We start from the raw sequence: 13,200 nt of genomic DNA on the forward strand, positions 1-13,200 counted from the left end.
GCCCGGGCTGGAGGCTGCCCGGGCACAAAACAAAGGAGTTTTTGTATGAGTTTGCGACGCCTGCTCGGCGCGGCCACCGCCGTCGTGATGCTGGGAAGCCTGACGGCGGTTCCTGCCGCCACTGCCTCCCCTGCCGGAGCCCCACAACCGTCCGCCGCCCTGGTACCGGCTGCCGATGCCACCCCCGAAGCGATGTGGAAACAAACGCCCGATGGTTTTGCGGCGCTGCCAGGCTACGGCCTTGCCGGAACCACCGGCGGCCAGGCCGGCCGCATCGTCACCGCGTCCACCATTGAGGAACTGGCCAACTACGCAGCAGCGGCCGAACCCCTGGTCATCTTCATCCGCGGCAGCCTGACAGCCAGGGACTACATCAAGATCCCGGTCGCCGCCAACAAAAGCTTCATCGGGGCGGGTGCCGGATCTGAAGTGGTCAACGCAGGCTTCAAGCTCATCAACGTCTCCAATGTAATCTTCCGGAACTTCACCATCCGGGACTCCTACATCCCCGGCGACTGGGACGGCAAGCGCCCGGACAACGACCGCGACGGCATCCAGCTGGACACCACCCACCACGTCTGGGTTGACCACATGAAGATCCAGCGCATGGGCGACGGCCTGATCGACACCCGCAAGGACTCCGACCTCATCACCTATTCCTGGAACGTCTTCGCGGACAACAACAAAGCCCTGGGCGTCGGCTGGACCTCCAATGCGGTGACCCGGATGACCATCCACCACAACTGGATCCGCAACACCACACAGCGGAACTTCAGCCTCGATAACACCGCCGCGGCGCACGTTTACAACAACTATCTGCAGGATATCGGCCAGTACGGCATGATGGGCCGCAACGCCGCCAAGGTGGTCCTGGAGGGCAACAGCTTCAGCACCGTGCAGGACCCCATCGTCGCCAAGGATCCCGGCACCGAGGTGGTCAACCGGGACAACGTCTTCAACGGCACCCGCGGCCGCAGGGACAACACAGGCTCCGCCTTCGACCCCGCACAGAACTACACCTACCAGAAGGACGACGCCGCCCGCGTTCCGGACATCGTTGCCGCCGGCGCAGGCCCACGGGAAAACAACGCCCCGAACAACTCAACAGAAATCACCGTTGCGTTGGACGGCACCGGCGACTTCGGCAGCCTCCAGGCAGCGATCGGATCCGTCCCCAGCGGAAGCACGGCGCCCCGCACCATTACCGTCAAACCCGGCACCTACCGCGAATCGGTGAACATCTGGGCGGACCGCCCCAACCTCACCATCCAGGGTGCAACAGCCAACCCGGCCGACGTCGTCGTCAGCTACGACCTGCCGGCCAACGGCGTGAAGTTCTTCGGCGGCACCTGGGGCGCAGGTGCAAGCGCCACCCTCAACGTCCTCGCCGAGGGAACCACCGTGCGGAACCTGACGGTGGAGAACACCTACGATGAGGCCGCCAACGGAGGCAGCCAGGCGCTCGCCGTCCGGAGCGTGGCGGACAAGGTGACCTTCGACGGCACCCGCTTCCTTGGCAACCAAGACACCTACTTGGCGGATACCACCGGACGCGATGCCACCGCACGCACCTACCTCAAGAACTGCTACATCGAAGGCGACGTGGACTTCATCTACGGCCGCGGCACCGCCGTGCTGGACGGTTGCACCATCCATTCTTTGGACCGCGGCAGTGCAACCAACAACGGCTACATCGTGGCTCCGAGCACCAAGAACTCCAATCCGTACGGCATCCTGATCGTCGACAGCAACCTCACCTCCAACGCCGCCGCGGGAACGGTCAGCCTGGGACGCCCCTGGTTCGCGAGCAGTGATCCTGACGCGCATCCCATGGCCGTGATCCGGGACTCCGTCCTGGGCAGCCACATCGCAGTGCGCGGCTGGGCGGATATGAGCGGCCACTCGTGGACCGAGGGCCGGTTCGCTGAGTACAACAACAGCGGACCCGGCGCCCTCGTCAACGAATTCCACCCCCAACTCACCCCGGAAGAGGCCAACAAGTTCACCAAGGAAGCCTTCCTCGGTGACTGGACTCCGGCGGGACGTGGTTAAGATGGCCCGCACACCTGGGGTGAACCTCCGACGGCGGACCCTCCTGGCAGCCGGCCTCACCGCAACTGGCCTGGCGGGGTCCGGCCTTCTTGCCCCGAGGGCGACGGCGGCTCCGAGCAGCCGGGACGCCGCTTCCAGCTCCCACGGCTTTGCCGAAGCCGGCCTGCCGGTGAACCGCACCCTGGGAGGCAATGCCTGGAGTGACGAGCCCACAGGCTTTGCCGGGGTGGCAGCCCACGGCCGCGCCGGCACCACCGGAGGGGCCGGCGGTGACGTCGTCCATGCCGTCACCCCGGACCAGCTCCGTGGCTTTGCCAGGAGCCCCGAACCCCTGGTGGTGATCCTGCACGGCGAACTGGTATTCCCTCACTACGAGAAGCTGGTTGTCAGCGCCAACAAGTCCTTCCTCGGGGCAGGCGACGGAGCTGCGGTGGTCAATGCAGGATTCAAGCTCATCAACGTCTCCAACGTGGTGTTCCGCAATTTCACCGTCCGGGACTCCTACATTCCGGGCGATTTCGAGGGAAAGCGCCCGGACAACGACAGGGACGGTATCCAGATGGACACCTGCACCCACGTCTGGGTGGACCACATGCACTTCACCCGGCTGGGCGACGGCCTGGTGGACATCCGCAAGGACTGCGACAACGTCACCCTGTCCTGGAACGTTTTCTCGGACCACAACAAGGCGCTCGGCGAAGGCTGGACCTCGAACGTAGTCACGCGGCTCACCCTGCACCACAACTGGACCCGGAACACCCACCAGCGCAATGCAAGCCTGGACAACACAGCAGCATCGCACGTCTACAACAACTACCTCGAGAACATATCCAGTTATGGGATGCTCGGGCGAAACGCTGCCTTGCTGGTGGTGGAGGGCAACTACTTCCGCGACGTCCGGAACCCACTGCACCATCAGGGACCGGGCGGTGAGCTGGTGGCCCGCGGCAACATTTTCGAGGCGTGCACCGGCAACACCGGCCATGAGCGGGGACAGTCGTTTGATCCCACCGAGGCGTACACCTACGAACTGACGCCCACGGCTGCGGTGCCGGCACTTGTCCGGGCGTTCGGCGGGCCCTTGCGCGGCACGCAACCTGCTGCCCGGAAGGTCATTACGGTGGCACTGGACGGCACGGGAGACTTCGCCAGCATCAGGGCGGCGGTAGGGGCGATTCCCACCAACAACGGCCCCGTCACTGTGCTGGTCCAGCCCGGAACGTACCGCGAACCCGCCGTCGTCTGGAGCGACCGGCGGAACATTACCCTGGCGGGGGCTACCGGACAAGCTGAGGATGTGGTCCTGACGAACAGCAAAGGCCTTACCTTGCTGGTGGCGGCCGACGGGTCAACAGTGAAGGACCTCACGGTCACGTCCGACACCCCACAGAACAGCACCGTCCTGCGTACCACGGGAAGGAACGTCAGCTATTCGAACGTGGCGGTTCTCAATGGAACATCCGAATAAGGGGTGGTCAACGTTCTTGAAGTCCTACTAGTCTTCAAGAACGGCCCGCAACCGGGAGCCCCAAGGCAATCACGAGGAGCGAAGTTGTCCAACCACACGTACAGCATTTCTGAAATTGTCGGCACGTCGGATCAGGGAGTGGACGACGCCGTCCGGAACGGAATCGCCAAGGCATCCCAGACCCTGCGGAACCTTGACTGGTTCGAGGTCAAGGAGATCCGGGGCCACCTGGAAGAGGGCAAGATCGCCGACTGGCAGGTCACCATCAAGCTCGGATTCCGGCTGGAAGACCACTAATCCAAAGCCCAACTGGCCCGCAGATAACACCCGTTTTCCGGCGTTAACCTGCGGGCCAGTTCGGCTTTAACGCAAAAAGGCTAATTCGCTGAAACGGCACCTGCTGAGCGCCGCCGCCACACGGTGGGGACGCCGTCGAACGCCGGGAACACGTGGCCTTCGAAGAAGGACAGGACCGTGTGCGGGTCCTGGTCCGGGCTCCAGAGGCCCGACACCGGGCAGTGCGAACCGGTAGCGGTAGAGGGAGCACCGACGGCGGCAGCAGCCTGGCGTTCCTTAAGCAGGGCGATGCGTTTCATCTTTGAGACCATCCTTGGAGTAAGAACTTGTTCCTCCAGCCTAGGAAGGCTTGCTGTCCTGCCCAATGGGCTCGTGGCCAGAATCCGTCCGTACGGCTGGTCAAACGCACAGCGGAGGCGGCGCAGGCAGCAGCTAGCCGCCGCTTTCGGCAACGGTTGCAGGGGCGTCCGCCACGGCACTGCGCGGCTGCTCCGGATTCGCTACCGCACCGAGGCTGCCGAGCAAGGCAAGGGCATCGGCCGACGGCGACCCGGGCCGGGCGGAATAGACCCTAAGCGTCTGGTCGGGGTCCTCCGGGAGGACAAGGTTCTCAAAGTTCAGTTCCAGGTCCCCGACGGCGGGGTGGTGCAGACGGACGGTCCCTGCGGACCTGGTTGCCACGCGATGTCCCGCCCACCATTGCCGGAAGTGCTCGCTGTTGACCGCCAGTTCACCCACGAGCTGGTTGGCCTGGGCGTCGTTGGGATGCCGGCCAACGTCAAGGCGGAGCGCTCCGGCGGCTTCTGCAGCCACCGTCTTCCAGTCGCGGAACAGCTCCCGGGCTGCGGGGTCGAGGATGAGCCAGCGGGTCAGGTTCCTTTCCGCCACCGGGAGCGCCGGAAAATCGGTGAAGAGCAGGAACGCCAAACGGTTCCCGGCCAATACGTCGCTCCGGCGCCCCAACACCATCGCCGGCACGTCTCCCACGGCTTGCAGGAGGTGGCGAAGGGCCGGGCGGACCGACTGCGCCGTTTGCCCGGCTGAGCGCGGGTTCGCAGCGCAGTTCTCCAACAGATCCATCATGTGCGCCTGCTCGCTGCTGCTGAGGCGGAGCGCCCGGGACACGGCGTCCAGCACTGTGCGCGAGGGGTGGATGTTCCGGCCCTGTTCGAGGCGGACGTAGTAATCGGGACTGACCCCCGCCAGCCTTGCCACTTCCTCACGCCGAAGTCCGGGCACCCTGCGGGCCCCGGAGGTAGGCCCCGCCCCTGCATCCTCGGGGCTCAGCCGGGACCGCATGGCTTTGAGGAATTTTCCGAACTCGGCGCTTTGACCCATGCAAACCATTGTGACCCGAGCTGTCCGGCAGCTTCTACAACGAAGGTAGGACTGGCAGTCCTAGGAAAAACAAGATCAGCCTTGCTTACTGACATCGGAGCCAAAAGTGCATAGGCTCAGTAACGAGCCAGCGGAAACCGCTTTCTCGGCGTCGAGCCACCGGCACCCACACCCGCACCTTTCAAGGAGCCCCACTATGTCAGAGCTGACACTGAACAACGGCGTCACCATCCCCCAGCTTGGTTTCGGTGTTTTCCAGGTACCGCCCGAAGACACCCAGCGGACTGTGGAGGACGCGCTCGAGGCCGGATACCGCCACATTGACACTGCTGCCGCATACCGCAACGAGGCCGGCGTCGGGGCAGCGATCGATGCCACCGGCATCCCCCGCGAGGACATCTTTGTGACCACGAAGCTCCGCAACGGCGAGCAGGACCGGGCACAGGAAGCGTTCCAGAACAGCCGTTTAGCACTTGGCCTGGACTACGTCGACCTTTACCTCATCCACTGGCCCGTCCCGTCGCAGGGCCTGTACGTCCAGGCCTGGAAGGAGATGGAGCGGCTGTACGAAAACAACCAGATTCGTGCAATAGGAGTCTCCAACTTCCTTGCCGGCCACTTGGACGACCTGCTGGAGTCCGCCGAAATTGTCCCCGCCGTGAACCAGATCGAGCTCCACCCCAGCTACCAGCAGGCGGAACTGGCGGATAAGTGCCGCCGCCTTGGCATCGCGGTGGAAGCCTACAGCCCGCTGGGACGGGGCGCAGACCTGAACGGTGATGCCGTGACAGCCATTGCCAACGCCCACAACGCCACCACTGCCCAGGTGGTGCTCGCCTGGCACCTGGCGGCCGGCAACATCGTGATCCCCAAGTCCAGCCAGCCTGCCAGGATCCGGGAAAACTTCGCGGCCTCGGCCCTTACCCTTTCGGATGAGGAGCTTGCGGCCATCACCGCGCTCGAGTCCGGAGCGCGGCAGGGCTCGGATCCCGCCGTCGCCTCCTTCACCCAGATGTAGTCCATCCAGCTGTAGCCCACCCAGCTGAGCCAGGGCCCCCGACAGGCCCTGCCACGAAAGGATCCACAAATGCAGTACACCCATCTGGGCCGCTCCGGCCTGAAGGTTTCCCGGCTCTGCCTGGGCACCATGAACTTCGGCCCGCAGACGGAGGAGTCCGACGCTCACAGCATCATGGACTCCGCACTGGACCACGGCATCAACTTCTTTGACACTGCCAACGTGTATGGCGGAGCCGGGCATCGCGGCTGGACCGAGGAGATCATCGGCCGCTGGTTTGCCAAGGGCGGCGAGCGCCGGGAGCGCACGGTGCTGGCCACCAAGCTTTACGGAACCATGACGGACCGGCCCAACGAATCAAAGCTGTCCGCGTTGAACATCCGCCGCGCCCTGGATGCGAGCCTGAAGCGCCTGCAGACGGACTACATCGACATCTACCAGTTCCACCACATTGACCGGGACACCCCCTGGGATGAGATCTGGCAGGCCATCGACGTGGCCGTCCAGCAGGGCAAGATCCTGTATTCCGGCAGCAGCAACTTCGCGGGCTGGCACATCGCCCAGGCGCAGGAGGCCGCGCGTCGGCGCAACTACACAGGGCTGGTCAGCGAGCAGTCCATCTATAACCTCTTTATGCGCCAGGTGGAGCTGGAAGTCATTCCGGCGGCCCAGCAGTACGGGTTGGGGCTCATCCCTTGGTCGCCACTGCAGGGCGGACTCCTGGGCGGGGTGCTGAAGAAGGAACGGCAGGGCGTCCGCCGGACCGAGGGCCGGGCAGCCGAGACCCTGAAGAAGCACCAGGACCAGATCCAGCAGTACGAGGACTTCGCCGAGGAGCTGGGCCAGGAGCCCGGTGACGTCGCCCTCGCCTGGCTGCTGCATCAGCCCGTCGTTACGGCGCCCATCATCGGGCCGAGGACCCAGGAACAGCTCGACGCCGCCGTCCGTGCTTTGGATGTCTCGTTGGACGCCGATGCGCTCAAGCGCCTCGACGACATCTTCCCGGGCCACCGGACAGCGCCGGAAGACTACGCGTGGTGAACCCACTCGTTCGCGAAGCCGACACGGTGGCGCCGAGGAGCATCCTCTTCATCGGCGGCACCGGGGTCATCAGCGCGACGGCGGCGGAACGCGCCGTCGCGCTGGGGCACCGGCTGACAATCCTCAACCGGGGCCGGTCCACGAGGCCGGTCCCGGAAGGGGTGGAGACTCTGCGCGCGGACGTTCGGGACGTCTCCGCAGTCCGGGAAGCGCTGGCGGGACGCGAGTTCGACGCTGTCGCAGACTTCATTACCTACAAGCCGGACCAGGCCAAGGCCAGCCTCGACCTGTTCGCCGGATATACCGGCCAGTATGTGTTCATCAGCTCCGCGTCCGCGTACCAGAAGCCGCCAACCCGGCTGCCGATCCGCGAGTCCACGCCGCTGAAGAATCCCTTCTGGCAGTACTCACGGGACAAGATTGCCTGCGAGGAGCTGTTCTACGAGGCTTACCGGGAACAGGACTTCCCGCTCACCGTGGTGCGCCCCTCGCATACCTACGACCGCACCAAGATTGCCATGGTGGGTGGCTGGACGGACCTTCACCGAATGCGGGCCGGGCTGCCCGTCATGGTGCATGGCGACGGCACGTCCCTCTGGACCCTCACCCACAGCAGGGACTTTGCGAAGGCCTTCGTGGGGCTGCTGGGCCGGCCCCAGGCTGTTGGCGAGAGCTACACCATCACCTCTGATGAATACCTGCCTTGGAACCAGATCTACCAGCTGTTTGCCCGGGCGGCGGGCGTGCCGGAGCCGGAGCTGGTGCACGTGGCTTCTGAAACCATTGCTGCGCACAGTGACGAACTTGGACCCAACCTGCTGGGCGACCGCTCCCACTCTGTGGTTTTCGACAACACCAAGATCAAGTCCCTGGTGCCGGACTACTGCGCCACAATCCCGTTTGCTGACGGAGCCCGGGAAATCGTGGACTGGTACGACGCCAATCCCGGACTGCAGGTTATTAACCAGCAGTTTATGGACCTCAGTGACCGGTTGACCGGCTGGGCCCGCAGCGGCGCCTGACCCTCCGTGAGGCCTCGTCCGGCTTTTCCGGGCGGGGCCTCTACAACGTTCTAAATAGCGGCTTTCCTTCCGCGCCGCAAGGGCTTGTTTAACCCACTACCCACCACTAGGTTACTGGGGAAGCGTTTTCCCAATCTCAAGTTGAAAGGATTCACCGATGAATCCGAGCAGGAACTCTGCCCGCCTCCTTTCGGCAGGTGCCTTGGGCCTTGCCCTCACCTTCGGCTGCCTCTCCGCCCCCGCATCCGCCGTCGAACGTTCCCCTAAGCCCGGCACTCCCGGCGTCCAGCTTGACCACCTTGACCGCGGCCTCGTGGCTGCCAAAACCTCCGAAGGTGTCTTCCTGAGCTGGCGCCTCCTGGGCCACGAAGCTACCGGATCATCCGCCACGGGCCTGACCGGCACGGACTTCAACGTCTACCGTGACGGCCAGAAGCTGGCCACGGTCACGGACAGCACCAACTTCCTCGACCCCATTGGGACAACCGCGTCGGGATACCAGGTGCGGGCCGTCGTCGGCGGCGTTGAACTCGACCGCAGCGCCACCGCCACCTCCTGGGGCGGCAACTTCAAGGACATCCCGCTCAAGAAGCCTGCCGACGGCGTCACCCCCACGGGCCAGGCATACACATACGCCGCGAATGACGCGTCCATCGGCGATGTGGACGGCGACGGCCAGTACGAGTTCATCGTCAAGTGGGATCCCAACAACTCCAAGGACGTCTCCCAGGTGGGCTACACCGGGAACACCTACGTGGACACGTACAAGGCTGACGGCACCCTCCTCCACCGGATCGACCTCGGCGTGAACATCCGCTCGGGCGCCCACTACACCCAGCTCCTGGTCAACGACTTCGACGGCGACGGCCGCGCGGAGATGATGATGAAGACCGCCCCGGGAACCAAGAGCACCAACTTCAATGCTGACGGCAGCGTTGCCTCGGAAAGCTTCATCACACTGCTGCAGTCCGACACTAATGCCGGCTACGCCAATGCCGACGACTACCGGATGAGCGCCGCTGACTACTACCAACACGTGGTGAAGACGTTCCAGGGCTGGACCGAACATCCGGAAGTGAAGGCCGGCAACTGGCCAGCCACCCTGGAGGAAGCGTTCGGGATCGCCCCGAAGTACCAGTACCCCCTGTCCCAGGCCGACGCCCAAGCACTGACCGACTACTTTATGGACGTCTACGCCCCGGCGCGCAGCGCCCGGAACAACCTGCGCGCCTTCGAGGGCTTCATTCTCTCCGGCCCGGAGTACCTCACCGTCTTCGAGGGTGCCACCGGCAAGGAGTTGAAGACGGTCGCCTACCAGCCCGGCAGGCACGACGACGGCCTGATGTGGGGCGATTACGCCATGGCCCGCATCGAACCCGGCAACCGCGTGGACCGGTTCCTCGCCGGCGTCGCCTACCTGGACGGCACGAAGCCGGCAGCCGTCTTCGCCCGTGGCTACTACACGCGCAGCACGCTGGCTGCCTACACCTGGGACGGCTTTAACCTCTCCCCCGTGTGGAATGTGGACTCAGGCTGGACCCCCATGACCAACCCGTTCAACGACGGCCCCCATGGCCGGAACGGCACCGACCCTAAGTTCGGAACGCTCACCACGCAAGGCTTCCACTCCCTGAGTGCCTCGGACGTGGACGGTGACGGCAAGCAGGAAATCGTCTACGGCTCCGCCACGATCGACGACGACGGGTCGCTTCTCTACAGCTCCTTCGACACCATGCCGGCCGGCAGCGCCACGCCAGGGGAAGAAGCCCGCCTGGGCCACGGCGACGCCATGCACGTCACCGACATTGACCCCGCCCGTCCTGGCAAGGAAATCTTCAGCGTGCACGAGGGCGGAACCTATGCCCCCTACGGCTACGCAATGCGCGACGCCGCTACCGGCGAGGTGCTGTTCGGCGCCTACTCCGGCAGGGACACCGGCCGTGGCATGATCGGCGACGTGGATAAGACTGTCCCAGGCATCGAGAACTGGGCCATCGGCATGCAGTCAGCCGACGGCCGCAAGCTCTCCTCCACAGGCCCCGGTACCAACATGAACATCAAGTGGGCCGCGGACATGACCACACAGCTCGTCAACGGCTCCAGGGACCAGACGCCCTCGATCGACGACTGGAAGCGCGGCCGGCTCCTCACTGCTACAGGCACCCGCACCAACAACGACACCAAGGGCAACCCGAGCCTGGTGGCGGACGTGGTGGGTGACTGGCGGGAAGAACTGCTGGTAAGGACCGTGGACAGCTCGGCCCTGCGGATGTACCTCAGCACCGAAGTGACAAACCACAAGCTCTACACGTTGATGCACGATCCGCAGTACCGCGCAGAAATTGCACGGCAAAACACCGCCTATAACCAGCCGGCCTACACGGACTTCTACCTCGCCTCCGACATGGACTTCGCTGACGTGCCCCTGCGGGCGGCGTGGCTGCCGGGCAGCGTGAAGGCGCTGCAGCACGTCCTGGAAGACCTGGTCGAGTCAGGGGACGTCGCAGGACCGGTAGGAAGCCAATTGACGGCGAGCATCCAGCAGGCGGCGAAGGCAGTCGAGGACGGCGACGAAGCCAGGGCCGCGCAGGCACTGCAGCGCTTTACGGACTTCCTGGGCCAGCAGAAGGGCCCGGACAAGGTATCGGACACCGCACGCGTGGCCCTGACCTACAACGCCGAAAACATCCTGCGGGCGTTTGGGGACTAGGACGGGCAGCACATAAGGGAGAGACTGTTGCAATGACACGTGCACCGCTGATCAAACTCAACGACGGCTACTCCATTCCACAGGTGGGTCTTGGCACCTGGCCGCTGGACGACGATCAGGCGGCCACCGCCGTCGTACAGGCTCTGGAAGCCGGGTACAGGCACATCGACACTGCCGTGAAGTACGGCAACGAACGTGGCGTGGGCAACGGTATCCGGGCCAGCGGGGTGGACCGGGAGGAGTTGTTCATCACCACCAAGGTGGACGGCCAGTTCCAAGGCAACGACCGTGCAGTTGAAGGGCTGGACGGGGCGCTGAAGCGGCTGGGGCTCGACTACGTGGACCTGTTCCTGATCCACTGGCCGCTTCCGCAGCGCGATGAATATGTCTCCACCTGGAAGACCTTCGAGCGGCTGCAGGCCGAGGGCAAGGTCCGCTCCATCGGGGTGTCCAACTTCAAGCCCGCCCACCTGGAGCGGCTGATGGCGGAGACAGAAGTAGTGCCCGCGGTGAACCAGATCCAGTTGAACCCTGCCATCACCCGGTCGGCAGAACGCGAGTTCCATGACAAGCATGGGATTGTGACCCAGTCCTACAGCCCGCTGGGAGGGGACGGCGCCGGCCTGCTCGGTGCGCCCATCCTCTTTCAACTTGCCGAAAAGCACGGAAAAACCCCTGGTCAACTGGTCCTTCGCTGGCATGTTCAAAACGGAATTGTAACGATTCCGAAAACGTCGAATCCGGACCGGATGAGGGAAAACCTGGACATCTTCGATTTCGCCTTGGATCTGCAGGATTTAGCGGAATTATCGGTCCTGGACGAGGGCCCCGGCGCGGGCAACGATTCTGACGTTACAGGGCACTGAAACGGGCCTGAAGTGCGCTTTTTCCTGAACCCGGGGTTGGCAAATAGATAGTAAGCATGATTACTATTGAGGCAGAAGGATGAAGTGCTTCCGGGATCCGGAGGCCTCCTTTACTTAGGAAGAGGAACAAAAAATGGGATTCATTGCATTTCTAATTCTCGGACTTATTGCTGGTGCGATCGCTAAGGCGATCCTTCCGGGCCACCAGGGTGGCGGCTGGCTCATCACCCTCGTACTGGGCGTCGTCGGAGCACTCCTCGGCGGCTGGATCGGCGGAATGATCTTCGGCACCGGACTGCAGGAGTTCTTCTCCCTGCAGACGTGGCTGCTGGCCATCGGCGGCGCGCTTATCGTGCTGCTGGTGTACGGCATGGTCACCAAGCGCGGTGCGCGTCGCTAACTAGCGCGCAGCCAGGAGACCGGCCTGGGGACACCATCCCCAGGCCGGTTTTCCCATCTCCCGGCCTCTCTGGCCGGAAGTGAAACCCTCTCAGGGAGCAGGAGTTCATCATGAAAAACAAACTTCTTTTGGGCGTTGGAATTGCCGCCGGATACGTGCTTGGGTCGCGGTCCGGCCGGGCAGCCTACGACAAGCTCAAGGCCCGCGCTGCCGGCATCTGGGACAGCAAGCCTGTCCAGGACAAGGTGTCCGTGGCCACGGAGGCGATCAAGGAGAAAGCCCCGGAAGTTGCGGATCAGCTGACCGAGGCGGCCCGCCGCGCAGGCACCGTCATCGGCTCCGCGATGCACCGTGACGGGTCGTCCGGGGACGGCAAGTCCTCTACGTCCGGCGACGCCACGACAACGGGCGCCGCCACCGGCACGGCCGGGACTACCGGTACCTCCGGCGGTTTCGGCGCTACCGGCACATCCGCTACGACGGATACGCTCGGGACTTCGGCCACCTTGGGAACAGCCGGTACACCCGGTACGACCGGCGCCGCGGGGACGTCCGGAACGCTTAGCGACGCGGAGCTCGGCGAGGACCACATCCCTGCCCACAGCACGCACCCCGAGACCCACAACCTGGGAACCACCAGCGACGAACCGGACTCCAAAGCGTAGTCACGCGCCCGTCCTTTTCGTGGCGGTTCCACTTGTCCTCCTTTGTGACATGAGGCCGCCTCGTTGATGTGCTACAACTGAATGGCTTTGCTGGCCGTCGCGATCCTTGGGGGACGCGGCGGCCAGCGGCGTTTGACCCCCCGATAGTGCGTCCTGCCCTCCCGATCAAGCTGAAACTCCCGCATATCCGGGACGAGGCTGGTTTATCCACATAGCGTCGTTGGCTGGCACTTTTGTCAGTGGTCTTTGGCAGAGTTGTCCTATGGAAGCCAGTGGGGATCAGCTTGCGGAGTACGGCGGTTCTACCGCTGTGCTGACCCGGG

12 protein-coding genes are annotated in these 13,200 nt (G+C 64.2%); 10 read left to right on the forward strand and 2 right to left on the reverse strand.

The window, feature by feature from the left end:
• Positions 1–45: 45 nt before the first annotated feature.
• The 3 genes from AC5RV1_RS14890 to AC5RV1_RS14900 all read left to right on the forward strand — a co-directional run bounded on the left by AC5RV1_RS14890 (position 46) and on the right by AC5RV1_RS14900 (position 3,817).
• On the forward strand, positions 46–2,052 hold the full coding sequence (locus AC5RV1_RS14890; RefSeq protein ID WP_493995075.1) for a pectinesterase family protein: 2,007 nt from the start codon (positions 46–48) through the stop codon (positions 2,050–2,052).
• Complete coding sequence (locus AC5RV1_RS14895; RefSeq protein ID WP_493995076.1) at positions 2,024–3,520, forward strand: pectate lyase family protein; 1,497 nt, start codon at positions 2,024–2,026, stop codon at positions 3,518–3,520. The genes AC5RV1_RS14890 and AC5RV1_RS14895 overlap by 29 nt, the downstream gene beginning before the upstream one ends.
• Before the next feature lie 84 nt (positions 3,521–3,604).
• Positions 3,605–3,817, forward strand: a complete 213-nt coding sequence (locus AC5RV1_RS14900; protein ID WP_256249351.1) for a dodecin — start codon at positions 3,605–3,607, stop codon at positions 3,815–3,817.
• Between the two features lie 80 nt (positions 3,818–3,897).
• Here AC5RV1_RS14900 and AC5RV1_RS14905 read toward each other — a convergent pair whose 3' ends face one another.
• Together AC5RV1_RS14905 and AC5RV1_RS14910 are read right to left on the reverse strand one after the other, a co-directional pair.
• The gene (locus AC5RV1_RS14905) at positions 3,898–4,116 is read right to left on the reverse strand and encodes a hypothetical protein (RefSeq protein ID WP_163161497.1); all 219 of its coding nucleotides are present in this window, start codon (positions 4,114–4,116) and stop codon (positions 3,898–3,900) included.
• A gap of 133 nt (positions 4,117–4,249) precedes the next feature.
• Positions 4,250–5,155: a helix-turn-helix domain-containing protein gene (locus AC5RV1_RS14910; protein WP_493995077.1), complete on the reverse strand. Its 906-nt coding sequence runs from the start codon at positions 5,153–5,155 to the stop codon at positions 4,250–4,252.
• A 196-nt stretch (positions 5,156–5,351) separates the two neighbouring features.
• Between AC5RV1_RS14910 and AC5RV1_RS14915 the strand changes: the two genes are divergently transcribed.
• The 7 genes from AC5RV1_RS14915 (at position 5,352) to AC5RV1_RS14945 (ending at position 12,877) form a co-directional block, all read left to right on the forward strand.
• Positions 5,352–6,173, forward strand: coding sequence for an aldo/keto reductase (locus tag AC5RV1_RS14915; protein WP_493995078.1), 822 nt, complete (start codon positions 5,352–5,354; stop codon positions 6,171–6,173).
• 69 nt (positions 6,174–6,242) lie between these two features.
• The gene (locus AC5RV1_RS14920; RefSeq protein ID WP_493946086.1) at positions 6,243–7,214 is read left to right on the forward strand and encodes an aldo/keto reductase; all 972 of its coding nucleotides are present in this window, start codon (positions 6,243–6,245) and stop codon (positions 7,212–7,214) included.
• Positions 7,208–8,236: an SDR family oxidoreductase gene (locus tag AC5RV1_RS14925; protein WP_493995079.1), complete on the forward strand. Its 1,029-nt coding sequence runs from the start codon at positions 7,208–7,210 to the stop codon at positions 8,234–8,236. The genes AC5RV1_RS14920 and AC5RV1_RS14925 overlap by 7 nt, the downstream gene beginning before the upstream one ends.
• Before the next feature lie 157 nt (positions 8,237–8,393).
• The gene (locus tag AC5RV1_RS14930) at positions 8,394–10,946 is read left to right on the forward strand and encodes a rhamnogalacturonan lyase (RefSeq protein WP_493995080.1); all 2,553 of its coding nucleotides are present in this window, start codon (positions 8,394–8,396) and stop codon (positions 10,944–10,946) included.
• Positions 10,947–10,978: 32 nt separating this feature from the next.
• Complete coding sequence (locus AC5RV1_RS14935; RefSeq protein WP_493946083.1) at positions 10,979–11,812, forward strand: aldo/keto reductase; 834 nt, start codon at positions 10,979–10,981, stop codon at positions 11,810–11,812.
• A gap of 133 nt (positions 11,813–11,945) precedes the next feature.
• Positions 11,946–12,212, forward strand: coding sequence for a GlsB/YeaQ/YmgE family stress response membrane protein (locus AC5RV1_RS14940; RefSeq protein WP_493946082.1), 267 nt, complete (start codon positions 11,946–11,948; stop codon positions 12,210–12,212).
• 110 nt (positions 12,213–12,322) lie between these two features.
• Positions 12,323–12,877 carry a hypothetical protein gene (locus AC5RV1_RS14945; RefSeq protein WP_493995081.1) on the forward strand — a complete coding sequence of 185 codons (555 nt, stop codon included), beginning with the start codon at positions 12,323–12,325 and terminating at the stop codon, positions 12,875–12,877.
• Positions 12,878–13,200 lie beyond the last annotated feature (323 nt).

The sequence above is a fragment of the Arthrobacter sp. Hb9-2 genome, from assembly GCF_059091165.1.